The following is a 26,593-nucleotide window of genomic DNA, read 5'->3' as shown; positions in this document are numbered from 1 at the left end:
GCCGACATTGCGCCACAAGATGATTCCGTGCCTTGCTCTGCTTCTGTTGACCGCCTGCCATCCGGAGACCGCCATGAACCAGGAACGTGCCGCTGCTGAAGCCGATGTCGCCCAGGGTGGGCGCGGCCTCGCCAAGCTCAACCCCAGCCCGCGCAAGGCCTATGAACTGGTACTGCGCCTGAAGGACGCCCCCGGCGATTTTGCGGTGGTCGAAGGCGTCGCACAGTACGACGTCACCAACGAAGACCAGTGCGGCCACATCGAGCCGGCCACCGGCACGGCCGCACGCATCACCAGCCAGGAGCCGGTGGAGCTGCGCAAGGTCGCCGATGGCGAGTACCGGGGCACGCTGTATGTGGACCGCATGCTGGATGAAGACTACTACGGCCGCGGCGTGTGCCACTGGGAGTTCACTGGCGCTGGGGCGATGTTGAAGGCGACGGGCGCTGAAGGCGAAACGCGCTTCCTGTCATTTATTGAAGCCTCGGCCCTTATCGAAGGCCAAGTCGAGACCCGCCACTATCCGCGTGCCGACTATCCCCGAGTCAGCGAGATTCCGGACTACGGTGCAAGTGGCCAAAAGGATCCGACAAAGTTCCGCCCTGAACTGCGGAATGCGCTGTTCTCCGCTTCGCTTGAAGCCAGCGAGGTCCGCCAATGAGCCTCAACAGCCAAGACTACGCTGCGCTATCCGAAGATGCATACAAGGATTACGCGGTCGGTCGTCGAGCACCTGGTCAAGAAGAAATCGTTCCGATAAACGGGCACAAGTACAAGATCCTCGAGCACGTTGATAATCGGCTGAACGGTTATCAAGGAACGATCTACCAGCGAGTCGACACCAATGAAATTGTCGTCGCACATCGCGGAACCGAACAAATCGCACGCGATGCGATTCTGACCGATGGTGGCATGGTCGTTGCCCGTACCAATGTGCAGGCGCCGGACGCCATCGCGCTGACCCAACGCGCCCTCGCTTACGCCAAGAAGGAGGGGCAGGATCTCGGACAACGTCCGCCAGAGGTCACCGTCACCGGTCACTCCCTCGGCGGCGCGCTGGCCCAGATCACCTCGCACCATTTCAACGTCAAGGGCGAAACCTTCAACGCCTATGGCGCGGTCAGCCTCAGCTACCGCATCCCGGAAGGCGGCAACACCATGATCAACCATGTCATGGCCTCCGATCCGGTCAGCGCGGCGTCGCCGCACTTCGGCCAGGTGCGCATCTACGCCAGGCCGAACGAAATCAGCACACTTGCCGCGAACGGCTTCAGCAATCACTCATTGCGCGCCCTGATCCCCGACCGGCCGATCATCGCCGCAGGCAGCTCGTTCGGCGCGCACAAGCTGGGCAACTTCCTCGGTGACGGCTCGGTGCTGCAACACCCGGAAACGCAGAAGCTGGCAAAAGACAACGCCAGGATGATCGAGGAGTACCGCGACGACGTTGAATCACTGCGCCGTGGTGTCACCCGCGCGGCGCGGGGCATTCCGGGCGGCGCCGTCGATCTGTACGACCACATCCGTGGCCCGCTGCAGCCCGGTGAGCCGGCACGTCGTGAAGCCGAGAAGAACGGCCATCACACCAGCATGCTGCGCATGGACGATCCCAACCATGTGGGCAACCCACTGTTCAACGACGCGATCCGTGGCGTGCACGCGCAGGACGTCCGCGTCGGCCGGGTACCGGACGTAATGAGCACGCAGCTGGCCGGCAGCCTGGCCGCCGAAATGCACGCAGCGGGCGGCAAGCGCATCGACGAAGTGGTCATGAATGCCGATGCCTCGCGCAGCTTCGCCGTGCAGGGCCAGGGCGGCGATCCCGCCCACCTTCGCGTCTCGGTGGATACGGCAGTGGCGATGAACACCCCACTGGAACAGAGCAGCCAGCGCATCGACCAGCAGGCCGCAGGCCAGCGGCTTGCGCTGGAGCGCGACCAACAGCTGGAACAGCAGCAGCATCAGACCCGCAGCATGCAGGCCTAATGGCGGCGCGGGAGCCACTCACCCCGGCTCCCGCACCCTTCGGCACTCCGGCTCAGGGACTGGAGGCCGCCATTGGCACGGCTCCTCCGGCAGTCACGAACGGATCCGGGCCGGAATCCGGGAATGCACCGCAGGCACGATCGCCGGGTGCCACCGGATCACAGGGCCACTGCGCGCGTGCGACCTTCTCGCGCAGCTCGAAGCGATCGCCGGTCCAGACCACGAACGCGATGTGCTCGCGGTTCCAGTCGCTGTAGGCGCGCGGACCGCCCTTCTGCGCCGTTTCCGGGTACTGCACGAACCAACGCAAGGCCGGGCCGTACTGCAACTTGCTGTGGTCCAGATTGAGCCGGCCCTCACGCGACAGCTGTCGCGCACGGTCGGCGTCCGTCACCGGCGGCATGGCCGGCAACGCATCGGCAGTCACATCCCGCGGCGCCGCGTCCCCGCGGACCTGGTACACGCGCTGTGCCACATAGGCCTCGCGGCAATCACCCGCTGGCACGCGGACCGGCTCCGCGCCGTACTCACCGCGGTTGGCGACCTGGTCGCTGCAGGTGAACGGCGCCGACACCAGGTAGAACGTGCTGTCGGCATCGCGTCCTTCCAGCGAGCGCACCCAGATATCACCCATCCCCGCGATGAAATCCGGGCGTTGGCCGTAGCCCGGCACCGCCTTGAACCAGGCCTTCTGCCGCACCTCGCGCTCGCGCCAGGCGCGCGGCAAGTGGATGTCCTGCTCGGGCAGCGCGACCAGCAGCGCGGCCAGATGCGCCGGCATCGTGCCCTGGCAGGCGCCGATCAGCAGGTCGCCTTGGCTCGCCAGCCGTCCGGCCAGATCCACCGGGCAGCGGGCACCGAGCGCCCGCTCGGTCGCCTGCTCGGGCGGCAACGGCACGATGGCCAATGCGGGCGGAGCGGGTGCTACCGCCGGAGCGGTGGGCTCGCCTGCGGCGGGAGGTGCAGCCACAGGCGCCGCCGCTGCGGGCGCAGGCGCCGGATCCGCAGCCGGTACTTCGGGAGCCGGCGCCACGACAACGGCGTCGGCCGCCGCAGGCGCTGTAACGGGCGCCGCCCCCGCAGGCGCGTCAACAGTTGCCTCTGCAGCGGGGTGCGTCTCCACGACGGGCGCCGCTGCCTCCTGAGCCTGTGCCGACGCTGCGGCAAGTCCAAGTGACAGCAGCCAGAGCGGCGGCAGGCGGCGCACGGATGCATTGCAGCGGGCTGCGGCGTGCCGGGCATTCGGGGGAACGATTCGCATGTGGTGTCCTTACGGGTGGGTTTCCATGTCGGCGCCACAGGGCGCCACGCGTCGTACGTAAAGCGCCAGCGGGCACCCTGCCCGCCGGCATCGGTGTTACAGGGATCGAGAACGCTGCTCCTGCTCGCGGGCGAGCGCGGCCGCCGGGTCCTGCTGGGCGACATTGGCAGCCAACTGCTGGCTGCTCTGCGCCAGCGGCTGCTGCGCCGCTTGTTCGCGATCAACCGATGCGCGCAGCATGGCCGGATCGCCCAGCGCGCCCTGCACGGCAAACAGCGTGCGACCGTCATTGCCGGCCAACAGGTGATCGATACGCGACATTCCGGCCTTCTGCGCGCTCAGCGCCAGTGCGCCGGCAGCATTGTCCAGTTCCTGCACGCTGCGCAGACCGCTTTGCGACCCCATCTGATGCAGGTGCTGGCGCGCTCCCGAGAACAGCGTGTATCCCGGCTCGCCCGGTTGCGACATGTCGCGTCCCGTTGCCTGCTGGGCAGGCGCCCCCACTTCGCCGCGCTCCAGGCGCGCCATCACATCGGGGGTCAGCTTCTGCTGCCACACGTCAAAACGCTGCTGGCGGGCTTCGATGCCGTTGAGCGCGCCATTCAGGGCACGCGTGGCTTCGCGCACATCCTCGCGCGCCGCCTCCGGCACCCGCGTCTGCCACTGCCACACGGCAATGCGACCTGCGTGCTCGGGCTGCGCGGCCAGTTCCGGGTGATTCACCAGGTCCAGTTCCAGCGCCTTGCCGGCACGCTCATAGTTCTCCTTGCCGACCAGCGGCAGATAGCCGCGGCCGTGATACTTCAGCGCGTCGCCAGGCGCGTCGTTGCCCATGCGCCCGCCGTACATCAGCTCAGCCAGGTTTTCCGGGCGGCCACGCAGCGCTTCCTGGCGGGCGCTCTCCAGCGCAGCGTTGCCATTGCGCCACGCCGCTTCCACCGGGATCTGCGAGATACCCCGGGTGAAGTTGAAACTCTCGTTGAGACGGCTCAAGCCCCGGGATTCATGCCCGGCCTGCGCCATGAAGTTGGCCAGTTCCCGGGACGAAGTCATGCCGGCCTCCGTGGCCTGCCGCAACAGCAACGACTCCCTATCCTGCGACACGGTGAAACTCCTGCTCGATCATCGTTGGATACTCCCGCCTCCTCACAGGCATGGCACTCAGGGCAAGCTCACGTCGGCGACGACGGACGGATCGAAATCCTCGAACCGCACCCGGCCAAGCTCGGCCGCGGAGAAATCGCGCGTGTGGGTCGCTTCGGTTTCGGTGTCCACCACCTTGCGCTGCACGCCATGCACCCAGCACGTCTGCTCGGCAGGTGCATACCGGAAGGTGTAGACGCTGCTCCAGCGTTCGCGGCTGCCGCCGTTGGTAATCACGCTGAACGCGCCGTCTTCAATCGTCACGTAGGCGAAGGGGTCACCGGCCATGCCACCGCGCGTTGAGCACGGCACCAGCTTGTCGTTGCGTGCCGCCAGCTGCCAGCGGCCCGTGGCATCGCCCAGCAGCAACAGCAGGACCCGGTTCGGTCCGTGCTCGCCGGGCAACAAGCCCTCCGGAGGAGGTTGGTCGATCACCAGGAGCTGGTCCTGGAAACCATTGCCGGTCAGATCGCCGCGTACAGCTTCCAGCAGGTTCGCGCCGGACGGAACGAACGCCAGGGCATTGTCCATGTGCGTGCCACTCCCCTTCTCCATCCCCTGCAACTCCTTCAATCCCGTCTTGCCAGTTCCCGAGCGGAGGCCGGAAACGGGGCGATGCCCCGCACGTGCCCGGCGGCCGCCATGGCGGATGATAGCCCCGAGCCCACGGCAACCGCGATGGTGGCAAGCGTCACCCGCACTGCGGGGGGACACAGTCCTCATGGACGGAAAAGCTCCTGCGTTCGATGGCACCGGCGCGTCGGGATTTTGACGCGCACGCAGCTTACTTCGAGGAGGCGGGGCTCGTCGAAGGGGGCTTGGGATGAAAAGCGCACTTGATCACAGAAAGAGTGCGGTCAACGTGAATGGATGCCTACTCAGCAAATGGGTCAACGCAGGTGTCCTGCAGAAATGGCAGCTGGGAGAATGCTCTCGTGCCATACAGCAGAAGCATGATCTGAAATTCAGCCGCCGCGAGATATGTCCTGCGGTCTCTAGGGACGAGAAAACATCGGACTCAAGCGCGCCCTGCTAGACAGGACGAAATGACCTCTGACTGCTACGAAGCATCAATAGGCACGAAATTCCGGCAGGCTGCAGGCTGAGTACACAACTTCGCAAGCTTCATTGCGATCCCCGCGACATTCACACAGCGCATTGCGTTTGGCCAAATCCACTGTTTCTGCACGAAACAGTGATCGCTCCAAGATTCAGCGCCCCGACCGGATCCGCGCATTGGTTGTAGTACGAGATAGTAATTCGACAACTGCCACCTCCAGCTTTCCTGCATGCGTCCAATGCGACAGACTGAGCCAGACTTTCGGTTCTCTGGGAAACCGCTGTGCCCGTTGGCTTGCTCCCTCCCTGTGAGGAAACCGCGCCCTCGGCTATAGCTCCCCATCGCTTCTCCCACTCACCTTCAGGCGCCTGCCTTGGGGCTTGTGAGGGAGGGATTGACGCCGCAGCCCCAGGAATCGGTGCACAACCTTGAACACCCTGTCCTCCAATCGGGTAGAAGCCAGGCGGGCAGCTCCCCTCAGCGAATGCTACTGCGGGGAAGACAATTAGCCCCAAAAAGGAGTGTCCAATTACGCATGCAGAGCCTCAAAATAAACAAGTGTGCCTAGCCTCATCGGAATCATTTCGGCGGCGCGTTCCCGTATTTTCCTGAGGTCATTCCATCACCACCGGGGCCGCACTCCCTCCTTCCAAGATAGTGCGACCAGCTGATGTTGAACAGTTTGGCTGCTGCCTGTCATTTTTGAGGTTCTGGATTCCGAAACGCCAATCGCGGCCGGAGCGCCAAGCCTAGCCGCACCTCCCTGAGCAATCGCTCGCAACGAGTTTCCCATACCCAGCCCGGCACTGGAGCACTCGACTGAGCATTGCCTGCCTCTGCCCACCAGAAATCGGCGCATAGCCATGACGATGGTCGCCAATTGGCTACTGTGCAGGTGGGCGTCGCCTCTCCGCCCATGCAATTGACGGAGCAATAAGCAGGGCAAACAGTAGATACTCTCTTCTCATAGCAGCCGGCCTCTAGCAATCACCCTAGTCCTAACCCCTCATTCCGGAATTCCCGAACTTGACAGACTGCTGGGGTGCCAACGCAGAGTTCTGCCCCCAATAGCAGTACATCCGGCATCAAGTTTCTGATCGCCGGCTTGCGTAGTGCTGCTGACATCCTCACTCCACACCGGCATCGGCGCCAAGTTTGCGCACGAAGGCCCTGTCAAGATAAAGACGAAGCGCTGACTCTAGTCGTCCGTCATAGAGTCAATAGCGACAACTGGTTGACAACGAGAACGTTCCCGAACGCAGCGTCAGTGCGGAAGCGTCGCGGGTCACCAGCCTGTTCTGGATCAGCACCAGAAGCCGAAAAGGGCCGCTCCTAGGGAACCCTTCAAACCCGCTGCGGGAACTACACTGTTAGACACCGAAACCCGGCAGGAACATGGTGACTTCGCCACACCCGTATCGCAAAGCACGCGCCACCAAACTCAGAAATTCTGGAACTCAGGCAGTGAGCACTCCGAGTAGGCCACGGCACAAGCGCCCCCCTGTGCATCCGTACACTTCTCTTTTGCCAGCGCTATGGCAGTTGATTTATCCACCGCAGAAGTGATTGATCCTTTGCCCCGGCCAGAGGCCGGGACGACATACGCCACGCACTGATTGTAGTAACTAATGGACACACGGCAATCCTTTGCCCCTTCCGCTTGGCACCTCGTAATCGCTTGCCGCTCCGCGTCTAGCTTTGAGGACTGTCCCATGCTTGTACCAACGAGCGTAGAACTATGGGATTCAGCAATCGCTCCCCATCGCGTCATCCAGTCGCCTGCGGGCGCTGCAGGCGCATCGACGGACGCACCCGCAGACGCGCCGGGAATTGGGGCACAGCCCTGAACCCCCTGTCCGCCAATGGGGTAGAAGCCCGCAGGACAGTTTCCTTCAGCCCGAGCACTATTTGACCAAAGACCTGCTATAGCCAAAAGGATCACAGCATTTAATGCGCGCATCTACATACTCCAGATTCTTTTAACTAGGCTGTCGCTCCAGCATTTCCGCGCTGACCCGGCTGGGTAGGTGCGTCAACGCCGCTGTTGAACCTTGGCATAGCCTGGTGAACAGGAACTTCAGAGTTCACCTGTCTGTTCTCAGGCCGCGGAGCCCCTCCACCGGCCGCACCAGGCGGCTGCCCGCTCGGACCTGGCGAAGTCGGCACAGCGCTACCACCAATCTGCGAATAGGCCATGAAGCTACCCAAGGTACCCTGGAAGAACATGGCGGCCATAGGCGGCGACGTAAGAATCAACGTCGTCAGAATCAGACCCATGCCGCCCTGCTGCAAGGCCATGCTGGACATGCCTTCGGTGAAGTTCTCACCCATCAGGCTGCCGAGCAGGGTCGAACCCCAGAAGGCCAGCGCAACCTTTGCAACCATCTTCATCGCGATCGCAGTCATTGCAGCCAACACCGCCATCGAAAACATCGTGCCTATGCCATACATCAGCCACTTCTGGAAAAGTTGCTTGGTCTGATCAAATAGCAGACAAAGAATGAACAATGGCCCAAGGCCAATGAACAGGGCTAATGCAACCTCATAGAGAAGCAACATGGAGCCAGCTGTCACTGCAGGTCCGCCGGTTCCCATGCCGATGAACCACATGGCCCGCGTCTTGGCGTTGTCCAAGGTCACATCACCCACCACGTCCAACGTGTCCACTGAAGCCAAGGCAAGCTGCATATAGCCAAGATTCTCATCGATGAGATCCTCCGGAGAGTCCTTCTTGCCTGTGATGACCTGAGTAATCTCGTTCTTCACATCCTTATTCAGGAACGTATGAAGGTCGCGACCGAACATGGCCATGGTAGTAGCTACCGACACGATCAACGCTGCCCTCGCCATGTTGGTGACAAGGATCATCATCGAGTCCCGGCTGCGACCCGTCGCTATCCGGAAGCCCTGGATAAGAACCCAAAGCGTCATGAGCGTCAGCGCGATGGCCCCAACCCACTTCATCATTCTCCCGAGCAATGCGATACCGAAATCCGCAATCTCCTTGTGGAGATAATCGAGGATCAGACGAAAGAACATGAAGTCGCCAACCGACGACGTCACGTGCAGGTTTTGCAGCATATCCAGCGCACTTGAACCAAACATGCCGCCCACCATCCCTAGACTCATGACTTCACCCAATAATTGAATACGACCCCGGAAGGCCGATTTCGGTATTACAGCGACAGTGCACCCTTGAGGGCCGCAGCCTTTACCACAGTTCCAAGCGGAGAGCGGGTACCTTTAAGTGCTCGTTCCGTCAGGAACTGCTGCTGGCTCTGCAGCGCGGAGATCTGGCGGTCATACATCTTTATCTGGGTTTCCCAGGCCGCAAAATCCGCCTTCATATAGGCATCGGACACCTGGGTATTCGCCATTGTCTCGGTCATCCCACCTTCAGTGGATGTCAGATTCCGGATGTCCTTGATCTTGTCGAGCACGGAACGCATTTGCGGCAGCGTATCCTGAACAACAGCAATGGTTTCATTGTACTTTTTGTTTTCAATCATCTGGATCGCTGCACATATCTGCTTCTGCTGCGCAGCGATGTCCCCCTTGGGGTTGAGCTTCATCGCCGAAAGCAGATCGCCGATGCCGCCGACCACCCCGAGACCGCATCGCTCAGCCACATTCCAATCCGCCTCAACAGGCGTCAGCTTGATGCCACCGGGCATATTAGGAGACGCAATGATCTGCTGGAATTTGGCAAGCTTCTGCAGCCAGTTCTGAGTGGTCTCGTAGAAGCGTTGGTACTGGAGGCCATACTCGGCGAATGCCTCTGCCTGCGACGCAAGGGTATGAACCTCCGTCATCGTGCCGTTGAAGAGATTCATACCGATCTCGACAACAGGAAGTGTGTAGGCCTGAACAGGAACAGCCATCATCCCGGCCAGTGACAGCGCCAGCATCGTGTTCCTGACGCGATTGGTGGCACTTGATGATTTTCTGATACGAATGGCGGCCATGTTCTTCTCCATGAAATTCAAGGAATTCACGCTTTTCACACCGTCGGCAGCACTCATGCCGCGACCTCACTGTTGTTCGTTGACTTCCCCGAACCCTTCCGGTTCTTGTAGAAATCTTCCAACCACTGTTCCGGCGTGAGCTCGTCCACGGTGATCCGATTGCGGACTGCAGCGGTCTGCAACACCCGATGCATGATGTCGATGTTGTCGGTCGAGGCCGAGATCACCGACAGGATGTCGTCCATCCCACGCAGGTTGAGCTGGCAGACGCTGGACGCATGGCCCTGCTTGACCAGGAAGCAGCGCGAGCGCTCGTCCAGGGCGGTAACCACCCTGAACTCGGCCTCGGTCAGCTTCAGGCCATCCATGTAGTCGCTCTTGCTGGCATTCGGGTTCGGCAGCAGGATCAGCGTGGCGGTCTGTTCGATCAGCGCGGCGGAGATATCACTCTTCAGCGCGTCCTCCGGGCTCTGCGTTGCGAAGATGCCGAGACCATTCTGCTTACGGATGGTCTTCTGCTTGTTCTTCGCGAATTCCTTCAGGCCACCCTCGCCGTCCAGGATCTTCCAGAATTCGTCCATCACGTAGATCAGCGGACGACCATCGATCAACGACTCCAGGCGGTGCAGCAGGTAATTGATGACCGGCACGCGCACTTCGGGATTGTCGATGATGTCGGTGTAGTCGAATCCGATGATGTTGGCCTTGCTCAGATCAACGGTGTCGACCGGATTGTCGAAGACCCAGCCCAGCGAGTTGCCCGAGGTCCAGCGGCGCATGCGCGCGTAGAGCCCATCGTCGCCCATGTTGGGCAGGCTCTTCTGGAAGTTGGTCATGCTGCGCAGGTGCATCGGCGTATCAAGCATGCTTTCCACTGCGCGGTAGATGTCCTCCTCCTCGCGCGCACTGTATTCACGCTTGCCGGCCAGCACCTTGATCAGGTCGGCCAGAAACTGCACGTTGGCTTCATTGTTCTCGCATTGGAACGGGTTGAACCCGGTCGGCGCGCCGTTCTCCAGGGCCAGATAGTTACCACCGCAGGCGCGGACGAAAATCTCAGCGCCACGGTCCTTGTCGAAGAAGAAGATGGTCGGTGACGGCTCGTACTTCTGAACCTGGCTGAGCAGGAAGTTGATCAGCGCAGTCTTACCGGTACCAGACTTGCCGATCACCATGGTATTGGCGATCGCCTTCTCGCCCAGCGAATTCTCCGACGGATGGGTCGCGTGGAAATTGAAGTAGTACGGCTGGCCGTTGGTGGTCTGCAGCGTGGTGACGCAGTCGCCCCACGGGTTGTTGTGCTGCTTGCCGGTCGCGAAGTTGTGCAGCGGCGACAGGCCCAGGAAGTTCAGCGAGCTGACATTGGCCAGGCGGGTGCGGTAGCGCCAGTTGGCCGGCAGCTGCGAGTAGAAAGACGAGGTAACCGCCAGATCTTCCTTGGTCGACACAAAACCGGCATTGGACAGCTCGGCGCGCGTCGTGGCCACGTTCTGCGACAGCTTGGCCTGGCTGTCGCCGTAGACCGTCATGATGAAGTGGTACTCGCCCAGCACAAAATTGCCCGACGACAGCTGGTCCATCGCCTGGTCCAGCTCGACGATCTGGCTGACTGCCTTGTCACCGGAGGAGATCATCATGCCCTTGGTGCGGTCGAGCACCTTGAGCGCGTCCTGACGCCCCATCGGGCTGAACGAATGGGTGATGACGTACTCGTAGTCCAGGTACTTCAGGCCATTGAGGATGCCCGGGTAAGTCCCCTCGGCATACTCCTTGATGTTCAGGATGGCGCCGAAGTGGTTGGCACCATTAGGGGTATTGATGACGAAGTCACCGGTCTTGGACGAGAACATGTGCCGGCTGACCGGCAGGTAGTCCTTGATGGGTGCCGACAGCACCGGGACCGGCTCGTCAATGCGATTGATCAGGTAGCCGAACAGCTCCAGCGTTTCAGAGAACACCACACCGTTCTTTGCCTCGTACATTCCGAGGCGGTACGGCGCATAGTCGCGGATGACGGCCTCGACGTTGCCGGCCAGCTCCATCAACTTTTCTACTGCCTGCTCCTCCTCGGCGCGCAGCTTGTCCACGTTCGCCGACTTCTCGACGAAGCGCTTACCCGCCACCACGGGGCGGTAGATCATGGTCAGGTACAGCTCGTTCTGCATGATGCGCTGTGAGGACAACATGCCCATGTACTGATCGGACACATCCTGGTTGAAGCGCTGCTTGTAGTTGCTCTTGCCCTTCAGGGTGCGGCGACGACGGATGTCATGCACCCAGAACGCCACGTTCACGAAATCGGGTGCGCGCAGCGTCTGCAGCAGGCGGTTGAACGTGTTGTGGCGATGCTCCAGCTCCCACTCCTCGCGGCCGACGAACGGCAGCCCTTCCAGATGCCAGGTCAGCAGGTAGTCGCCGCCCGTGGTCTTGACCACGTTCGGGGAGACATGCGACGACAACGGGATGAACTCACTGATGGAGGTGTCAGGGCTGAACATACGACTGCTTCCAAAGAGGTAGTGCCAAGGAGTTACAAAAGACCCGGCGGGCGCGGACGCCCGCCAGACCGGATCCGGACCTCAATCCATTCGGGCCGGCTTGTCGCGGTAATGGTTGGGGTTGAATACCCACATGCCATCGTGTTCCTGCACGTTGCGGACTTTCAGCTTGAACATCAGGCGCAGGCCCAACAGGCGGAAGATCATTTCGTCACGCTTGGCCATCTGCCGCATGATGAAGACCGCCACCGGAATGGTGAGCAGGAACCAGAAGTTCGTGTACATGCTGAGCAGCAGCAACCCGCCTGCCACCATGAAAAATGGCAGATAGGGCACGCCCAGGAACATTGCTGGGCGCGTGCAGCCGCGGAACACGACGTTCTTATGCACTGTAGTACTGGATCGCGTTGTTGATCAGGTAGTAGGTGCTGCTGCCGCCACCGCACTTGCCGTCGCTGCCGTCACCCAGCAGCATGCGCGCGATCTGGCCCGCAGCGCCGATCAGCACGCCGCCGATCAGGATCGGTGCAACGTCGGCGATGCGCTTGTGCGCGAAGGCGATCTGATAACCGGCGAAGATCACCGCGATGGTGACCACGGCGATCGAGGCGATGTTCAGCAGGCCGTTGATGTTGTTGAAGAAGCCGCACACCTTCTTGTCGGTGCCGCCGAAGTCGACGGCACCGTTGGCGAAGACCTGCGGGGCGAACATGGCGCCGACGAAGATCGTGGCCATCAGCAGGGTCTTCAGCGTGCGCTGGGCCTGGACGAGGTCGAGATTGGATCGCTTCATGGATTGATTTCCTTGTTGATGGACTAACACAACTGAATCGGCCAGCCGGGGGACTGGCCGCACCACGACTTCGTCAGAACACGAAGGCCGCATCCCCTGCGGGAATCTGCTGCACCGGTGCGGCCTGCACCGGCGCGTTGTACGAATTGTCGGCACCCGCCACAGGCTGGTTGCGCTCGCTCCAGGGCCGCAGCATCACGGGCCCGTCATTGCTGGCACCGGCAGCGCCCGGCAACTGCTGCGGCATGGCCATCGCCTGCGCAGCACCCTGCTGAGGCGGCTGCTGCGGCATGCCACCGGCCTGTTGCTGGGGATAGGCGGGCCCTTGGCTGGGCTGCGCCTGGGGCTGCATCATCCTGTCCACTGAACCCAGCACCACCTTGGACAGCGCCTGGTCGGCGAGATTCAGCAGACTGCCCCGCGCCATCGCACCGGTGGACGGGTACACGACATAGGCCCGTGCGGGATCTTCCGACGGCACGTAGACCGGGCCATTGGACTGCGCAACGATGCGCGCCTGCGCCGGCGAAGCGAGCTGCGGATGGTGCTCGACCTTCACTGTACGGCGCTCGCCGCGACTGACCACGTCGATCGGTGCGACACCATTGCTGGCGACCTGCTGGCCGCGGCGGATCGAGTCGTAGATCTTCTGCACGTAGCCATGACGGAAGCCGGTCTCGAAGTTGCCCGAGTAGTAGCAACTGAAAGACTTGCCCCAGTCACCGCCAGAGCGCTTGTAGCACTCGGCGAGGATGCGCGAACCGGCCTGCAGGTTCGGGCACTGCTGGAAGGCCTTCTCGTAGGAATCCAGCCCGTATTTGCCCAGGTTGTAGCGATTGACCTGGGCCAGCCCGATCGAGAAGTTGTAGCCCTTCTCTTCCAGCATCCGTACCGTCGCCAGCGCTTCGTCCAGCGCCTTGGGCTGGCGCACCAGTGCACCGCCGACCACACCGATGGCGTAGGGATTGCGCGATGACTCGACGTTGATGACGTGCTGCATCACCTCCATCGATACGGCCATCTCCGGGCACGCCATCATTTCCAGTCCTGGCAGCATCCTTCAGCCCTCCTGCCCCTGGGCACGCCCAGGATTGAAGTCGATGCCGGTGATGTAGCGCGAACCGGCATGCGCCTTGATATGCACGACGATGTCGATGGTCATCATCAACAGCCGCTTGATCACGTTGAACTCCAGGCCCGAACCCTCGGCCGAAGCCTTCACCATCAGTGCCAGCTGGTCCCAGGTCTGTTCCGGACTACCGGCGTGGCAGCTGGTGATCGACCCTGGGTGGCCGGACGCGCAGTTGCGGATGAAGTAGAACGCCTCGTCACCGCGCAGCTCGGCGAGGATGATGCGTTCGGGCTTCATGCGCAGGCAGGCTTCCATACAGCTCTTGGCGCTGACATTGCTGGTGCTTTGTCCACCCTTGGAATACAGCAGGTGCACGACATTGGGTTGGGTCAGAAACAGTTCGCGCGCGTCCTCGATCGTGACCAGGCGCTCGTTGTCCGGGATATGATTGACCAACGCTTTCATGAAGGTGGTCTTGCCGCTACCGGTCGCACCGGATACCACGATGTTCTTGCGGTACATCACCGCACGCCGGAAGAACTCGGCGTATTCGCGCGAATGGCGCAGCTCCAGCAGCTCACGATCCTGCTCGCTGATGCTGCCATCGCTTTCCAGGATCTGGTTGAAGAAACCATCTTCGTGATACTGGCTGAGCGACTTGGTGTGCTTGGACGGCAAACGGATGGTGATCGACACCTTCCCCGCGTCACAGGCCGGCGGAATCACGAACTGCGCACGCTGGCCGGTGGGGAACGTGAGCGACACCACCGGATCGGCATCGGTGATGCGCTGGCCGGTGTTGCTCTCGTTCACCACTGCCGTGCAGAACTGCCGGGCCCGCTCGAACGTCAGGCTCGGCACGTCCACCCGCTGCCACCCCGCCCGGGTTTCCAGGTACAGCTCGCCGGGACGGTTGATGCAGATTTCCGTCACTTCCGGAGACGTCATGTACTCGGCGATGCCCAGCACTTCGTACTGATAGCGCAGGAAATCGCTGGAGACGAGGGCGAGGGGTGACACTTCGGCGTCCATGATCGTTCGTTGGGTTACCGGCGGGGATTCAGCACATTGGTGAAGTCAACGTCCTTTGCAACGTAGACATTCACGATCGTGCCCTGGTTGATGGTGACGGTCGGCGGACGACGGGTGCTGCTGAGCGCCTCGTTGGCCAAGCGCTCCATCGTGCGGGCGGTGGCGCTTTCATAGGGCGACTGCACCGTCATGCCATTGTTGGCGATGGTGGTGGTCTCCGGGCCGTGCTCTGCGGCAGCGTACTTGAATGCATCGGAAATCAGGCTGATCATCAGCGCCGAGGCGATACGGCTGCCCCAGTGTGCGCTGTATTGGCCCGGATGACCGGCGCCACCCAGCTGATCCACGCCTGGGCTGGACATCGCAACGTCGATGCCATTCGGAGTGGTGATGCGATCCCAGATCACTTCCACACGCTTGCCAGTAGGTCCACCGCCATAGGCACCGTAGATCTTGGAGCCCTTCGGAAGCAGCAGGCTGCGGCCATTGATCGAGTACACCGGCTCGGTCAGCAGGCACGAGGTGTAGCCGGCGAGGTCGGTGATGATGCGGGTTTCCAGCACGCAGCGCAGGTAGGTGCCGCGCACCAGCAGCGCATCGGGGCTTTGGATGTAGGTAGCACTCGACACATCTTCAACGTCCGGGCCCCGGCGAATCTTCTGCTGACCCTGCTGGTTCGGCATCATGTTCGCAAGCAGGGCTTGACGGGTCTGCTCGTCAATTGCACTGCGCTGAGGCTGTGCGCGGTTCCCTGCCGCAAGCGCAGCGTCATCCACACCTGCCATGCGGCGTTCAAGCAGCGTCGGCCCACGAGGCTCCGCTACTTCCGGACGGGAAGCGACAGGCACCAGTTTCGGGCCATCATCCTGCGGCATCGGCGGGAGCATGGGAATCGGTTCGGCGGCAGCCGGCGGCGCTTGGGGCGGAGGAGCAACGTCCGGCAACGCCGGCGTGCTGGTACGTGCGACATCCGGCACCTTCTGTGCAGCATCCTTGTCATCCTGGCCCTTGCGGAACAGCAGGAAGCCCATGACCACCAACAGCAGCACGATGCCACCGAGGAACAGCAGCGCCTTTCGGTTCAGCCGCTGCTCTTCGGCCGAGCGCAGCTGCGGCGCGGCCGCGTCCAGATCCGGCGCCGGCTCGGCCTGGGCCGTGCCGAAGTAGGGATTCGACGGCGCGTCCGCGGCACCCTGTGCGCCATACGGGCTCTGGCTCTCGTCGCGTCCGTTGTTCGGGTCGTTTCCGGGAGTGTTCTGCTGGCTCATTTCTTCACGTTCCTTCGCAGGCCGACGACGAAGTCGCCGTGGCGGATGACCAGGTACGGGTGCGTCCCGTGCACGATCAGCGTATTGCCTTCAACCGTGGTGTTGACCACAAAGTCTTCACCGTATTCCGTTTCGCGACCAAACACGGCCGGGAAGATGCCGGTCTTGTACTCCGGCGAGTTCGGCAGTTTCAGGTAGGTGAAACGGCCATCGTCATAGGCGTTGACCGGGATCAGCCACCCCATCTTCTTCGCCTTGCTGGTCGAATAGGAGTAGTTGAAGTTGTACTGGCGGTCCTTGGCCAGTTCCGAGCTCAACAGCGGTTTGGCCTCTTCCTCCACCGCTTCCTGGGCGACACCGAACACGGTGTCGTTGGGATAGACGAAGGCGATCTTGTACTGCACGCCTGCACGACGGGCCTGCTCCAGCTGGCGCCAATCGGTGGCCACCACCTTCAGTTCGAAGATGTAGGAATGGGTCTCGGTGCGCACCATCATGTTGGTGTCGACGTCGACGTTCTTCGGCTTGAGGTAGAACACGTTCTCGCGACGGGTCAGTTCCCAGCCGCTGCTGAAGCCGGTGCTGTAGTCGAGGATCTTCTCGTTCGGGCTCAACTCGATCTGGGTGGTGAGGCCCAGGCCGGTGCGAACCGGATAGATACGGTCCTTCTCGTACTCGTAGTGGTCAACCGCCTGCGCCATCGCCGCTGCTGAGAACAGCAACGACAACATCGACAGCAGCGCCAGCGCGCTTCCCCTGATATTTCGACTACTCATCGGTTGCTTGCTCCATCAGCAGTTCCGGTGGAATTGTTCTGCGCCGGCCTCATGGCCGGCTGTCCGGGCATGGCCTGCCCCGGCATTGCTTGCCCCTGCACCGGCTGACCCGGCATCGGTTGGCCCTGTACAGGCTGTCCCGGCACTGCCTGGCCCGGTACCTGGCCGTTGGCTGGCACCGCGACCGGCTGGCCGGTGGCCGGGTCGATCATGGTGGCTGCGGCCGGATTGTTGGGATCGTAGACACCCTGTGCCTGCTGCGCCGCCTGTGCGGCCTGTTGCGCCTGCGCCTGCATGGCGCCGTCATCCGGCACCGGCACGCCACGCGAATAGTCGTTGTCGACGCGGTACTCGGTGACCTGGAAGGCCAGCGGATTGAGGATGCGATCCTGTTCGGACAACGCCAGGTTCTGGTTGTACTCGAAGCGCATCGTCACCAGCTGGTTGTCCAGGTAGGTAGAGACGCCGGTGCGCTTGTCCAGCAGGCTGCGCTGGATGCGCACCGAAGCGCCGCGGAAGCTGCCGTTCGGCTCGGCACCCAGTGGCGTGATGCTGAGGATCTTGACCCGGATGGCGCGCTCGCGACCGTACATCACGAACGGGTTCTGCGGATTGTTGCCGGCATAGCGGACACGCATGGACTGCGCCACCGGATCGGTGGACATCACGAACACCAGCTCCCAGTCACGCAGGCCCATCACCGCCGAGTCATACGATTCGCGGGCGAGCACGTACTGGGCGACGTTGCTGCGATTGATCGCTTCGTTGGTGGTGATCGTCTCGCCCTGGAAGGTGCCACTCAACCGCGCGACGGTCGCCGTACCCGTGTAGGCATCGGCCATCACCAGGAACGGCACCTTCTCCTTCAGCGGCAGCATGTAGTAGTAGCCGCCCGCCAGTGCGAGCGACATCAGCAACGAGCCTGTGGCGACCCACCATGCGCGCCGCTCGCTGCGGCGTGCCATGTCGGCCACGGTGATCTCGTAGCTGACCGCCTTGGCGACCGACTGCTCGACCTTGGGACTATTGCCGGGATCCTTCTTGCGGAACATGGATTCTTCCGTACTGCTGAAACATCAATGGGCGTGGCACCCCTGCGACAGGCGCGGGGAGCGGCACGTTCGATGATTTCGAGGTGGACTCAGGTGCCGCTGTTGGAATCAGCGCCCTGTGCCGACGCGGTCGGCGTCGAGCCAGCGCTCTGCACAACGATCTGGTTGCCAACGATGGAGACGGAGATGCCCTGCGCTGCGTAGGCCGCCGTCAGATCGATCACGGCCTGCTGAGCGTTGGTGGTGTCGATGTTGGAGACCGCGCCGTACAGGGTGAAGTCCGAGCTCAGGCGGTAATCCAGCGTGCGTCCGGAATCCTTGGCCCAGCGCTCGAGCATGGCTTTGAGCGTGCCATCCATCGGCGAGGCCTGGTAGACGTAACTGGAGTACAGCGGGATCTCGGTGGTTGCCGCAGCAAAGCGGTTCACCGGCTTCCAGCGGCCTCCGAAATCGGGAGCGGACTTGGTGGCGCAACCGGCCACCATCAACGCCGCCACTGCGGCGATGGACATTTTCGCGATAAACGCCTGATTCATACGGGCTTCACTTTGACGTACGAAAAAGCAGTCCCGAGCATTGGTCCCCTGGTCGTCCGGCGCTGCGTCGCGCACGCCGGAATCGGAGCGACGCACTGACTGGCAGCACACCTGCTCCGGCTCCCCTGCAGCCAACGGCTGCCAACCAAGTCGCGGGGCCGCCAGACACTGCCGACGACACACCCGCATACCTCACCAACGTCGAAACCATCCTTGTTTCATGGCACAAACTCCTGGCCACCCTGCTCTACAACATCTGCCATCCATCACACATTTCTGAACGACATGCACAGGGTCGCACAACCACGCGTCAATTCCATGTCAGACAAGTCTGAAAATCCATGAACAAATGCCAAATTCTTGACCGAAATCACGAATTCACCTTCCTAACTGCGAATCAAGTTCACAAATTAAGCGTCGTGAATTAGACGTTCAGCATCGGAACATCCACCTTTGGTAGCAACCGGGCGGTGAAGTAGCGATCCTTGTAGTAGCGAATCTTGTCGCATTTCACCGGATGTGGAATGCCTTCGTACAGGAACACTTCCATGTCCGGCCCCATCGCCTTCAGCTCCTGCGGCAGCATCAGCGCGCGCCGCTCCTCGGTGAAGTTGTGGGTCTTCTCGCGGGCATGGGTAACGTTCTTCTTGCGCACCGTGGTGTAGCCCAGCATGTCCGAGTAGTCGTTGGCATCCTGCTGTTCACGCGGCGCGTACAGGATCTGCAGGGCGTGGTTGGTGATGATCGTGCGCGAGACCTCCCGCCCATAGGTGGCATCGAGCTGGGACATGCTCTGGATGATCGGCAACAGGCGGATGTTGTAGCCGGCCATGTAGGACACCGCCGAGGCGATGATCTCGACCTTGCCGATCGAGGTGAACTCGTCCATCAACAGCAGGCACTGGTACTTCAGGTCCGGGTTGGACTTGGGCAGCTCCTTGGTGTTGAGGTTGATCAGCTGGCTGAAGAACAGGTTGATGATCAGCCGGCTCTCGGCCAGCTTGTTCGGCTGGATGCCGATGTAGATGGTCATCTTCTTCTTGCGGACGTCGGTCAGCAGGAAGTCATTGCTGCTGGTGGCCTTGTCCAGCACCGGGTTGATCCAGGGATTGAGCGGCTCCTTGAAGGTGCCCAGGATCGAGGCGAAGGTCTCATCGGCCTGCGACAGCATGTTGGCGAACGCCGACCGTGCGTTGGCACTGAGGAACGGCCGCTCCGACAGGGTCTTGAGGTACTTCTTCAGGTCGGTGCCATCACCCGAGGACAACCGGTACACCGCGCCGAGCGTGGGCGTGCCGGCGCCGCCCGGGAAACCGCTGCTGCGTTCGTCGTCCCAGTTCTCGAACAGGTACAGGGTAAAGGCCATGAAGGCGTTGCGTGCCTGGCTGACCCAGAACTTCTGGTCCTCGGCCCCGTCCGGATACAGCATCGCGGCGATGCTCATCAGGTCCGACACCCGGAAGGCCGGATCGTCGGAGACGTAGCTGAGCGGGTTCCAGCGGTGCGTGCGCCGGTCCTCGGCAAAGGGATTGAACAGGTAGATCTCCTGGCCCTGGCTGGCGCGCCAGCCGCTGGTCAGGTCGAAGTTCTCCTGCTTGATGTCCAGCACCACCAGCGATTCGCCGTACTCCAGCAGGTTCGGGATGACCACGCCTACGCCCTTGCCCGAGCGGGTCGGCGCGGCCAGGATCACGAACTGCTGGCCGTCCAGGCGCACCAGCTTGCCGCCATGGCTGCCGACCACGATGCTCTGGCCGGTCTTCTTGAACATGCCGTGCTTGGCCAGGTCGGCGCCGGTGGCGAAGCGCGCGTCGCCGTGCAGCGAGCGCTTGTCCTTCTTCAGCAGCAGCACCAGGCCGGCCACCAGCAGCACCAGCAGCGGCAGGCCGAAGCCCACGTAGCCGGCCCATTTGATCTTGCCCACGAAAGGCGCGACCTGCGGTTGGCCGATGGCGTGGACGTACTGGTAGTAGGTGTTCCAGGTGAACAGCTGGGTGTCCAGCCCGAGGAACAGCAAGGTCAAGTAGCCGGAAAACACGAAACCAAGCAGCAGGGTCGCCAGCGTGATGATGGCGATGAGCAGATACTTCTTACTGGGCAACACCCGAATCCTCCATGATGCGCACGCGGCGCGACGGCTAGCGGTGGCGCCAGCGCGACGCCTTCTTCCGCAGGTGGTTCTCGTTTTCCAGCCCGGGCTCCTCGCCCTCTTCACGCACCAGTTGCAGCAAGCGTTGGCGCGCTTCGGCCAGTGATATCAGGTCGGTCAGACGATCCCCATCGTCGGCGACGACCGCATGGCCGACCACATCGCCCGGAGCGTACACCGGCTCGTAGGACACCGCCACCAGCTGATAGCGGCCACGGGTTTCCAGCACATGCCTGAATTCCTGCATCGCATTCCTCCTTGTCGGGGCAGCACTGTCCCCCCTGCCCCACCATCATGCCCGTCGCAGTGTCATCGGCGTATGCACAAGCGCTACGGTTTTGCGCGAAACTGTCCGCGGATATCCAAGGAGACCGCAATGGACTGGGTAGCACTTGCACGCACGCTGGCCACCGAGGCCCACGCGGACCAGGTGGACAAAGCCGGCCAGCCTTACATCGGCCACGTGGCGCGGGTGGCAGCTGCGGTGCGCGGCGACGATGACGCCGAAGTGGTGGCCTGGCTGCATGACGTGGCCGAAGACTGCCCGGCGTTTGCCGCGCGGATCGAGGTCTTTCCCGCCCCGCTGCGGGAGGCGGTGCACCTGCTCAACCGTGACGCGGCCCCCGACGCGGACAGCTACTACGCGCGCATTGCCGCCCACCCGCTGGCACTGAAGGTGAAGCAGGCCGATCTGGAGGACAACGCCGATCCGCAGCGGCTGGCCATGCTCGACGCGGCGACGGCCGCGCGCCTGCACGGCAAGTACGCGCACGCCCGGGCAGCGCTGGGCATCTGAGCGGGCCGGGCGGTGCTGCGGAGGGCCGGCGTGTCACCGATCAAACGCTGATTTACCCTGAGTGTGGCTGCCCTTGTTGCGGTGCAGCAGTACAATGGAGGGCTCCCCGCCCCATCGCGCCCCCGCATGAGCCCCACCTCTTCCCTGGCTGCGCGGCTGACGCCCCGTCAGCGCACTCTGATCATCCTCGCCCTTTCACTGGGCGGCTTCGCCATCGGCACCAGCGAGTTCGCCAGCATGGGCCTGATGCTGGAGATCAGCCGTGGCCTGTCGATCTCCGAGACCCAGGTCGGCCACCTGATCAGCGCCTATGCCATCGGCGTGGTGGTCGGTGCGCCGATCCTCGCCTTCGTCGGTGCCAGTTTCCCGCGCCGCAAGCTGCTGCTGGCGTTGATGGGGTTCTACGCAGTGGGCAACCTCGCCAGCGCGCTGGCACCGAACTACGGCACCATGCTGGCGGCACGCTTCGTTGCCGGGCTGCCGCACGGTGCGTATTTCGGCGTGGCGATGCTGGTGGCCGCCGCGATCAGCCCCGCTGGCCAGCGTGGCCAAGCCATGTCCCGGGTTCTGCTGGGCCTGTCGATCGCGATCCTGGTCGGCAACCCGCTGACCACCTGGCTGGGCCAGCAGCTGAGCTGGCGCACCGCCTTTGCCCTGGTCAGCGTGCTGGCCATCGCCACAGTGGCGATGATCGCCCGCTTCCTGCTGCCGGATCCGGACGAAGTGCGCACCTCGCCGATGCGCGAGCTGCGCGCTTTCAACACGTCCCAGGTGTGGCTGGCGCTGGCGATCGGCGCGGTCGGCTTTGCCGGCATGTTCTGCGTGTTCACCTACCTGGCCCCCACCCTGGTACAGGTCACCGGTGTGGCCGAATCGTGGATGCCGCTGGCGGTGGGCGTGTTCGGCATCGGCGCGATCATCGGCAACATCGCCGGTGGCTGGCTGGTGGACAGGTTCCACTTCAAGGCCGCCGCCGTGGTGCTGGTATGGTCGATCGTGATGCTGCTGCTGTATCCGCTGGCCGCACAGTCGGTGTGGACCATCGGCCCGATGATCATCACCGTCGGCACCATGGGCGCGCTGGCGGCGGTACTGCAGACCCGCCTGATGGACGTGGCCGGTGAAGCGCAGACGCTGGCGGCGGCCTCCAACCATGCTGCGTTCAATACTGCCAATGCGCTTGGCCCGTGGCTGGGCGGCATGGCCATCAGCGCCGGCTTCAGCCCGGCCAGCACCGGCTATGTGGGTGCGGCCACCGCCATCGGCGGCTTGCTGCTGTGGTGCGTGGCGGTGACGCTGGACAAGAAGCGCGGGACCGCAGTCGCCGGCAGCCACTGAACATTGCGCCGGATCGTCAGTCGCTGCCTTTGCGGTGACGGCGATCCGGTCGCAGCAACGCTTTATCGCCGGCCGCCAAGGTCGGCCTTGCCAGTTCCCCACGCTTTACGCGCTCGAGCACCCGCCGCGAATTGGCCGCGCAGTCAATGCCGTCCGGCCGCGCCTGGATGTCCTGGATCAGCGCCAGCAGGTGCGCCCGGCTCTGCGCCAACCGTACCTGCAGCGCCTCGATATCGGCCACCTTCTGCTGCAGACTCGAGATCAGCGCATCGTGCTGCCACTGGCCCAGGTGCGGCGGCAGCAGGGCACGGATCTCTTCCAGGCTGAAGCCGGCGCGCTGCGCGCCGGTGATCAGCTCCAGCAGCAGCACCGCCTGCTCCGGGTAGTCGCGGTAGCCGTTGGCCTGTCGCGGCACCATCAGCAGCCCAGCTTCTTCATAGAAGCGGATGCGCGAGGCCGCCAGACCCGTGCGGCGGGCCAGCTCACCAATTTTCATCTGTATGAATCCTCGGCACCCAGGCCTGTTGACCTTCAATCAAGCTTGAAGGTTAGCGTAGCGTCATTCCCCTGTCCTGGAGCTGTCCGATGTCGCTGTACTCCCCACTGGTGTTGCCCTCCGGTGCCGTCGTCCGCAACCGCATCGCCAAGGCGGCGATGGAGGAAAACATGGCCGACGCCGATCACGCGCCCTCTGCGGCGCTGTTGCAGCTCTACCAGCGCTGGGCCGATGGCGGCGCCGGACTGATCATCACCGGCAACGTGATGGTCGACGGCCGCGCCATGACCGGCCCCGGCGGCGTGGTGCTGGAAGATGATCGCCATCTTGATCGCTTCATCGCCTGGGCGGACGCGGCGCGCTCGCGGGGCGCGCAGATGTGGATGCAGATCAATCATCCCGGGCGGCAGATGCCGGCTGCACTCGGCCAACCCGCACTCGCCCCGTCCGCCGTCCCATTGCAGATGGGTGCGCTGTCCAAGCAGTTCGCCCCGCCCAAGGCGATGACCGAGGACGACATCGCGTCGGTGATCGCACGCTTCATCCGCAGTGCCGAGCTGGCCGAGCGCGCGGGATTCACTGGCGTGCAGATCCATGCCGCGCATGGCTACCTGCTCAGCCAGTTCCTGTCGCCACTGTCCAACCGCCGCGACGACCGCTGGGGCGGCAGCCTGCACAATCGTGCGCGGCTGTTGCTGGAGATCGTGCAGGGCGTGCGCGCTGCCGTGTCACCCGCCTTCGCCGTGGCGGTGAAGCTCAACTCCGCCGATTTCCAGCGCGGCGGCTTCTCTCCCGATGATGCGCGCGCCGTGGTGGAAATGCTGGCGCCGCTCGGCGTAGACCTGGTCGAACTATCCGGCGGCAGCTACGAAGCACCCGCCATGACCGGCGCTGCGCGCGACCAGCGCAGCCTGGCCCGCGAAGCCTACTTCCTCGAATTCGCGCGCGAGATCGCCACGGTGGCGACCCTGCCGCTGATGGTCACCGGCGGCATCCGCCGATACTCCGTGGCCGAACAGGTGCTTAGCAGTGGCGTGGCCATGGTCGGCATCGCCACCGCACTGGCGATCGATCCGGATCTGCCGCAGCACTGGCAGCAGGGCCGCGATCCGGCGCCGACACTGCGCACCATCGACTGGCGCAGCAAGCCGTTGGCCGCCAGCGCACACATGGCTGCGGTGAAGTACCAGCTGGGGCGGCTGAGCAAGCGTCGGCCCACCGCACCCGGCGTCTCGCCCGTCTGGGCGCTGCTGCTGGCACAAGCGGCCGCCAAATGCCGGACCCGCCGCTACCGTCGCTGGGTCGCTGACCGGGCCGGCGCCTGTTGAGTCGTGCAGGCTTCTCATCGCTGCAGTGATGCGCCACCATCCATGGATGGGCTGCGCCGCAGCCCATCGACGGACGCACAAGGACTGGATGTGGCTGGCCCGACCAGGAGCCGTGAAAAACTGCTTGACGACCTGCTCTCGCTGGGCCGCAACTGGGCGCTGGCGATCGCCATCGCCGGTGCGGGTGCCGCCGTCCACTACAGTGAATCGGTGTACGAGGCCGGCCTCTGGCGCGGCCTGCTGCCCACGCTCTGCTTCCTGGTCGCGGTCATCTGGATCGTGCTCAGCATCATCCGTTTCGACCTGACCCTCCAGCAGCACGTCGAGCGCCGGCGGTCGCGCTGGCTCAGCCGCCTGCTGTACGTGGTGCTGCTCGGTACCGGCATCACTGCCGTGTTCTTCGTGACCGAGCTGGCCGCCAGCAACCACATCGCGCGGATGTGCGACTCGGTGGCCAGCGAACCGGCCAGCCGCATCCACAGGTCCGCCGAATGCCAGCGCCTGTACCAGCACCGCGCGGCGTACCGGCAGCGCCTGGAATCAGCCGGGGCTGAGTTCGACTGAACGCGCTCCACCGCGCTGTCGGCGCGCAATGAACACATTTTGTGGATGTGCATTTGGGCACAGTGCAGCCGACGCCGCGTTCCCGGCCTGCAACGGACCCGCAATGCACCACGCCCGCGCACCTGCCCGCCATGATGCCATCGCCCTGCAGGCCGGCATGCTGGGCAGCGTACTGGGCGTGGCGCTGTTCAAGGCCATCGCGCTGTCTGCATTGGCGACCGGCTCGATGATGGGCATCGGACTCTGGGTGGTGGCCTGCGCGCTGCTGGCAGCGTGGGCGCTGGCGGCTTATCTGGCCTGCCTGGCGCTGAGCCGGCGGGTGTTCGTGCTGATGCTGGTGCTGTGCACGGTACTGATGATCTGCATTGCCTGACCCAGCAGGGGCCGGACTATCACGCACCTGTTACAAAATAACAAGTGTGATCGGTCCGATTGTGCGTGCCGGGTGTCACGGATTTGAATCCCATGGCCAGCCCGGCATCAACCGAGACCCCCCATGAGCCCGCACCCCGTCCTTTACGCTTCCGTCATTGCCGCCGCTCTGGCAACGCTCAGCGCCTGTGCCACCTATGACGACAGCGCCATGCATCCGGCCTGCCAGGACTCGCCCCTGCTGAAGGACCTGCCCCGCGAGGTCGCCGCCCGCGAGAGCCGTTGCAACAAGGGCATGGAGGTGTGGTCGAGCGAGCGCAAGGACAGCGACAGGCCGCTGGACCTGAGCGGAAAGAAAAAGGAACCCTGAAGAAGAGGCACTGCCGGTTGCCGCGCCCGCGTTGTCGCGCCGTTCTTGATCAGGCCCATGCATCCGGCTGACTGCTCCATCACGGCAGACGCGCGAGGATCGGGTTTCCCCACCCTGTCGAGATTCAGATGCCGGACACCGCCCACCCTGTCATTCGCGCGTTCGAGGCCGTGTTCGATCTGTCAGGCAGCGTGCAGCGCATCACCGCGCTCACCGTCACCTGCCGGCACTGCTCGTCGACGAGTTCGGCCAACGAAGACAATCTGGTGCACCTGCCCGGCGGGGCACTGTTCCGTTGCGACGGGTGCGGCTGCCACCAACCGGTCAGCCACGCCCGGCTGTCGGATTGGCAACCGGCATCGTTGCTGGGCATCTGAGGGCCAGTGCATGGGCATGACGGCGCAACAGCGGGAAATCCTTGAAGCAATCGCCGCCGCGCAGCCGGTGCGCGGCGATGCGGCGACATGGGCGGTCAACGCGGGATTGGCGGTACAGGCGGAAGACGGAGATATCGATCTCACCGACGCCGGCCGCGACGCCCTGGCCGCGCGGGCCGGACGCAAGGACTAGACGCGCCGATCAGGCCGCCTTCGCGCCCTTCGTGCGGCGCAGTCCGCGGGCGTAGTGAGCAGCGCGCGGCGCCGCGATAGCAGCAACCTGCTGGACACAGGCGCAACGCTGCCCCATTGACCGCAAAGTGGCGATGCCCTTCATTCCGGTGGTGTGCAGGGCGCCATG

At 63.3% G+C, this 26,593-nt stretch carries 27 protein-coding genes and 1 pseudogene; 10 read left to right on the top strand and 18 right to left on the bottom strand.

The features are described from left to right. The first annotated feature begins 7 nt into the window (after nucleotides 1–7). Both LRM18_RS18065 and LRM18_RS18060 read left to right on the top strand, forming a co-directional pair. Nucleotides 8–661: a hypothetical protein gene (locus LRM18_RS18065; protein WP_103281774.1), complete on the top strand. Its 654-nt coding sequence runs from the start codon at nucleotides 8–10 to the stop codon at nucleotides 659–661. Then, nucleotides 658–1,986: an XVIPCD domain-containing protein gene (locus LRM18_RS18060; RefSeq protein WP_270955192.1), complete on the top strand. Its 1,329-nt coding sequence runs from the start codon at nucleotides 658–660 to the stop codon at nucleotides 1,984–1,986. Before LRM18_RS18065 ends, LRM18_RS18060 begins: the two co-directional genes overlap by 4 nt. A 52-nt stretch (nucleotides 1,987–2,038) precedes the next feature. On the opposite strand, the gene LRM18_RS18055 is transcribed toward LRM18_RS18060, so the two are convergent. The 17 genes and pseudogenes from LRM18_RS18055 to LRM18_RS17975 all read right to left on the bottom strand — a co-directional run bounded on the left by LRM18_RS18055 (nucleotide 2,039) and on the right by LRM18_RS17975 (nucleotide 20,838). Beyond that, a complete protein-coding gene (locus LRM18_RS18055; protein WP_270955191.1) occupies nucleotides 2,039–2,884 on the bottom strand; it encodes a hypothetical protein in 846 nt (281 codons plus the stop codon). A 459-nt stretch (nucleotides 2,885–3,343) separates the two neighbouring features. Then, entirely contained in the window at nucleotides 3,344–4,351 is a 1,008-nt protein-coding gene (locus LRM18_RS18050) for an XVIPCD domain-containing protein (RefSeq protein WP_336297092.1), read from the bottom strand. Between the two features lie 57 nt (nucleotides 4,352–4,408). Continuing rightward, nucleotides 4,409–4,945 (bottom strand): hypothetical protein, encoded by a 537-nt coding sequence (locus LRM18_RS18045; RefSeq protein ID WP_069118276.1) that lies wholly within the window; start codon nucleotides 4,943–4,945, stop codon nucleotides 4,409–4,411. Nucleotides 4,946–5,536: 591 nt separating this feature from the next. Then, nucleotides 5,537–5,965, bottom strand: coding sequence for a DUF4189 domain-containing protein (locus tag LRM18_RS18040; protein ID WP_180995861.1), 429 nt, complete (start codon nucleotides 5,963–5,965; stop codon nucleotides 5,537–5,539). Nucleotides 5,966–7,433: 1,468 nt separating this feature from the next. Continuing rightward, the gene (locus tag LRM18_RS18035) at nucleotides 7,434–8,531 is read right to left on the bottom strand and encodes a type IV secretion system protein (RefSeq protein ID WP_270955217.1); all 1,098 of its coding nucleotides are present in this window, start codon (nucleotides 8,529–8,531) and stop codon (nucleotides 7,434–7,436) included. 95 nt (nucleotides 8,532–8,626) lie between these two features. Next, nucleotides 8,627–9,472 (bottom strand): hypothetical protein, encoded by an 846-nt coding sequence (locus LRM18_RS18030; RefSeq protein WP_270955189.1) that lies wholly within the window; start codon nucleotides 9,470–9,472, stop codon nucleotides 8,627–8,629. Further along, a complete protein-coding gene (locus LRM18_RS18025; protein WP_270955188.1) occupies nucleotides 9,469–11,913 on the bottom strand; it encodes a VirB4 family type IV secretion/conjugal transfer ATPase in 2,445 nt (814 codons plus the stop codon). Before LRM18_RS18025 ends, LRM18_RS18030 begins: the two co-directional genes overlap by 4 nt. Nucleotides 11,914–11,994: 81 nt before the next feature. Then, nucleotides 11,995–12,303, bottom strand: coding sequence for a VirB3 family type IV secretion system protein (locus LRM18_RS18020; RefSeq protein ID WP_019660289.1), 309 nt, complete (start codon nucleotides 12,301–12,303; stop codon nucleotides 11,995–11,997). Beyond that, nucleotides 12,296–12,706, bottom strand: coding sequence for a TrbC/VirB2 family protein (locus LRM18_RS18015; protein ID WP_019660290.1), 411 nt, complete (start codon nucleotides 12,704–12,706; stop codon nucleotides 12,296–12,298). The genes LRM18_RS18020 and LRM18_RS18015 overlap by 8 nt, the downstream gene beginning before the upstream one ends. 517 nt (nucleotides 12,707–13,223) lie before the next feature. Continuing rightward, a pseudogene (locus LRM18_RS20355) lies at nucleotides 13,224–13,751 on the bottom strand (lytic transglycosylase domain-containing protein); the annotation flags it as partial. A 15-nt stretch (nucleotides 13,752–13,766) separates the two neighbouring features. Then, nucleotides 13,767–14,810, bottom strand: coding sequence for a P-type DNA transfer ATPase VirB11 (gene virB11 / locus LRM18_RS18005; RefSeq protein WP_049471359.1), 1,044 nt, complete (start codon nucleotides 14,808–14,810; stop codon nucleotides 13,767–13,769). A 14-nt stretch (nucleotides 14,811–14,824) separates the two neighbouring features. After that, entirely contained in the window at nucleotides 14,825–16,078 is a 1,254-nt protein-coding gene (locus LRM18_RS18000; protein WP_270955187.1) for a TrbI/VirB10 family protein, read from the bottom strand. Further along, the gene (locus LRM18_RS17995) at nucleotides 16,075–16,854 is read right to left on the bottom strand and encodes a TrbG/VirB9 family P-type conjugative transfer protein (protein WP_014037652.1); all 780 of its coding nucleotides are present in this window, start codon (nucleotides 16,852–16,854) and stop codon (nucleotides 16,075–16,077) included. The genes LRM18_RS18000 and LRM18_RS17995 overlap by 4 nt, the downstream gene beginning before the upstream one ends. Continuing rightward, nucleotides 16,851–17,906, bottom strand: coding sequence for a type IV secretion system protein (locus LRM18_RS17990; protein WP_074725402.1), 1,056 nt, complete (start codon nucleotides 17,904–17,906; stop codon nucleotides 16,851–16,853). Before LRM18_RS17990 ends, LRM18_RS17995 begins: the two co-directional genes overlap by 4 nt. A gap of 89 nt (nucleotides 17,907–17,995) precedes the next feature. After that, entirely contained in the window at nucleotides 17,996–18,442 is a 447-nt protein-coding gene (locus tag LRM18_RS17985) for a hypothetical protein (protein ID WP_012480646.1), read from the bottom strand. A 424-nt stretch (nucleotides 18,443–18,866) separates the two neighbouring features. Next, the gene (locus LRM18_RS17980) at nucleotides 18,867–20,546 is read right to left on the bottom strand and encodes a type IV secretory system conjugative DNA transfer family protein (protein WP_053462705.1); all 1,680 of its coding nucleotides are present in this window, start codon (nucleotides 20,544–20,546) and stop codon (nucleotides 18,867–18,869) included. Nucleotides 20,547–20,580: 34 nt separating this feature from the next. Continuing rightward, on the bottom strand, nucleotides 20,581–20,838 hold the full coding sequence (locus tag LRM18_RS17975; RefSeq protein ID WP_005417248.1) for a hypothetical protein: 258 nt from the start codon (nucleotides 20,836–20,838) through the stop codon (nucleotides 20,581–20,583). A 129-nt stretch (nucleotides 20,839–20,967) separates the two neighbouring features. Here LRM18_RS17975 and LRM18_RS17970 point away from each other — a divergent pair, with 129 nt between their 5' ends. Beyond that, entirely contained in the window at nucleotides 20,968–21,387 is a 420-nt protein-coding gene (locus LRM18_RS17970) for an HD domain-containing protein (RefSeq protein ID WP_057494668.1), read from the top strand. Nucleotides 21,388–21,513: 126 nt separating this feature from the next. After that, on the top strand, nucleotides 21,514–22,725 hold the full coding sequence (locus LRM18_RS17965; protein ID WP_270955186.1) for an MFS transporter: 1,212 nt from the start codon (nucleotides 21,514–21,516) through the stop codon (nucleotides 22,723–22,725). A gap of 16 nt (nucleotides 22,726–22,741) precedes the next feature. On the opposite strand, the gene LRM18_RS17960 is transcribed toward LRM18_RS17965, so the two are convergent. Beyond that, nucleotides 22,742–23,221, bottom strand: coding sequence for a MerR family transcriptional regulator (locus tag LRM18_RS17960; RefSeq protein ID WP_270955185.1), 480 nt, complete (start codon nucleotides 23,219–23,221; stop codon nucleotides 22,742–22,744). Nucleotides 23,222–23,310: 89 nt separating this feature from the next. On the opposite strand from LRM18_RS17960, the gene LRM18_RS17955 reads away from it, so the two are divergent. The 6 genes from LRM18_RS17955 to LRM18_RS17930 all read left to right on the top strand — a co-directional run bounded on the left by LRM18_RS17955 (nucleotide 23,311) and on the right by LRM18_RS17930 (nucleotide 26,425). Then, nucleotides 23,311–24,549 (top strand): NADH:flavin oxidoreductase/NADH oxidase family protein, encoded by a 1,239-nt coding sequence (locus LRM18_RS17955; RefSeq protein ID WP_270955184.1) that lies wholly within the window; start codon nucleotides 23,311–23,313, stop codon nucleotides 24,547–24,549. 90 nt (nucleotides 24,550–24,639) lie between these two features. Continuing rightward, nucleotides 24,640–25,113, top strand: a complete 474-nt coding sequence (locus tag LRM18_RS17950; RefSeq protein ID WP_223224834.1) for a hypothetical protein — start codon at nucleotides 24,640–24,642, stop codon at nucleotides 25,111–25,113. Between the two features lie 103 nt (nucleotides 25,114–25,216). Beyond that, entirely contained in the window at nucleotides 25,217–25,486 is a 270-nt protein-coding gene (locus LRM18_RS17945) for a hypothetical protein (protein WP_049471373.1), read from the top strand. Between the two features lie 123 nt (nucleotides 25,487–25,609). Further along, nucleotides 25,610–25,855: a hypothetical protein gene (locus LRM18_RS17940; protein WP_270955183.1), complete on the top strand. Its 246-nt coding sequence runs from the start codon at nucleotides 25,610–25,612 to the stop codon at nucleotides 25,853–25,855. 128 nt (nucleotides 25,856–25,983) lie between these two features. Then, nucleotides 25,984–26,232, top strand: a complete 249-nt coding sequence (locus LRM18_RS17935) for a hypothetical protein (RefSeq protein WP_053462711.1) — start codon at nucleotides 25,984–25,986, stop codon at nucleotides 26,230–26,232. 10 nt (nucleotides 26,233–26,242) lie between these two features. Then, nucleotides 26,243–26,425 (top strand): hypothetical protein, encoded by a 183-nt coding sequence (locus tag LRM18_RS17930; RefSeq protein ID WP_150826845.1) that lies wholly within the window; start codon nucleotides 26,243–26,245, stop codon nucleotides 26,423–26,425. Nucleotides 26,426–26,593 lie beyond the last annotated feature (168 nt).

Source organism: Stenotrophomonas sp. PI_27 (assembly GCF_027854495.1).
GTDB lineage: Bacteria > Pseudomonadota > Gammaproteobacteria > Xanthomonadales > Xanthomonadaceae > Stenotrophomonas > Stenotrophomonas pavanii.
The sequence above is the reverse complement of the archived record's forward strand: the minus strand, read 5'-3'. Positions and strand labels throughout refer to the sequence as shown.

Bases quoted from the DNA above. Each gene is read 5' to 3' on its own strand.
- LRM18_RS17935 (WP_053462711.1), top strand. From the start codon at position 25,984: ATGCCGGACACCGCCCACCCTGTCATTCGCGCGTTCGAGGCCGTGTTC.
- LRM18_RS17945 (WP_049471373.1), top strand. From the start codon at position 25,217: ATGCACCACGCCCGCGCACCTGCCCGCCATGATGCCATCGCCCTGCAG.
- LRM18_RS17975 (WP_005417248.1), bottom strand. From the start codon at position 20,838: ATGCAGGAATTCAGGCATGTGCTGGAAACCCGTGGCCGCTATCAGCTG.
- LRM18_RS18030 (WP_270955189.1), bottom strand. From the start codon at position 9,472: ATGAGTGCTGCCGACGGTGTGAAAAGCGTGAATTCCTTGAATTTCATG.
- LRM18_RS17955 (WP_270955184.1), top strand. From the start codon at position 23,311: ATGTCGCTGTACTCCCCACTGGTGTTGCCCTCCGGTGCCGTCGTCCGC.
- LRM18_RS18035 (WP_270955217.1), bottom strand. From the start codon at position 8,531: ATGCTGCAAAACCTGCACGTGACGTCGTCGGTTGGCGACTTCATGTTC.
- LRM18_RS18045 (WP_069118276.1), bottom strand. From the start codon at position 4,945: ATGGAGAAGGGGAGTGGCACGCACATGGACAATGCCCTGGCGTTCGTT.
- LRM18_RS17940 (WP_270955183.1), top strand. From the start codon at position 25,610: ATGAGCCCGCACCCCGTCCTTTACGCTTCCGTCATTGCCGCCGCTCTG.
- LRM18_RS18000 (WP_270955187.1), bottom strand. From the start codon at position 16,078: ATGAGCCAGCAGAACACTCCCGGAAACGACCCGAACAACGGACGCGAC.
- LRM18_RS17930 (WP_150826845.1), top strand. From the start codon at position 26,243: ATGGGCATGACGGCGCAACAGCGGGAAATCCTTGAAGCAATCGCCGCC.
- LRM18_RS17990 (WP_074725402.1), bottom strand. From the start codon at position 17,906: ATGTTCCGCAAGAAGGATCCCGGCAATAGTCCCAAGGTCGAGCAGTCG.
- LRM18_RS18025 (WP_270955188.1), bottom strand. From the start codon at position 11,913: ATGTTCAGCCCTGACACCTCCATCAGTGAGTTCATCCCGTTGTCGTCG.
- LRM18_RS17965 (WP_270955186.1), top strand. From the start codon at position 21,514: ATGAGCCCCACCTCTTCCCTGGCTGCGCGGCTGACGCCCCGTCAGCGC.
- LRM18_RS17960 (WP_270955185.1), bottom strand. From the start codon at position 23,221: ATGAAAATTGGTGAGCTGGCCCGCCGCACGGGTCTGGCGGCCTCGCGC.
- LRM18_RS17970 (WP_057494668.1), top strand. From the start codon at position 20,968: ATGGACTGGGTAGCACTTGCACGCACGCTGGCCACCGAGGCCCACGCG.
- LRM18_RS18060 (WP_270955192.1), top strand. From the start codon at position 658: ATGAGCCTCAACAGCCAAGACTACGCTGCGCTATCCGAAGATGCATAC.
- LRM18_RS17995 (WP_014037652.1), bottom strand. From the start codon at position 16,854: ATGAGTAGTCGAAATATCAGGGGAAGCGCGCTGGCGCTGCTGTCGATG.
- LRM18_RS18015 (WP_019660290.1), bottom strand. From the start codon at position 12,706: ATGAAGCGATCCAATCTCGACCTCGTCCAGGCCCAGCGCACGCTGAAG.
- LRM18_RS17985 (WP_012480646.1), bottom strand. From the start codon at position 18,442: ATGAATCAGGCGTTTATCGCGAAAATGTCCATCGCCGCAGTGGCGGCG.
- virB11 (WP_049471359.1), bottom strand. From the start codon at position 14,810: ATGGACGCCGAAGTGTCACCCCTCGCCCTCGTCTCCAGCGATTTCCTG.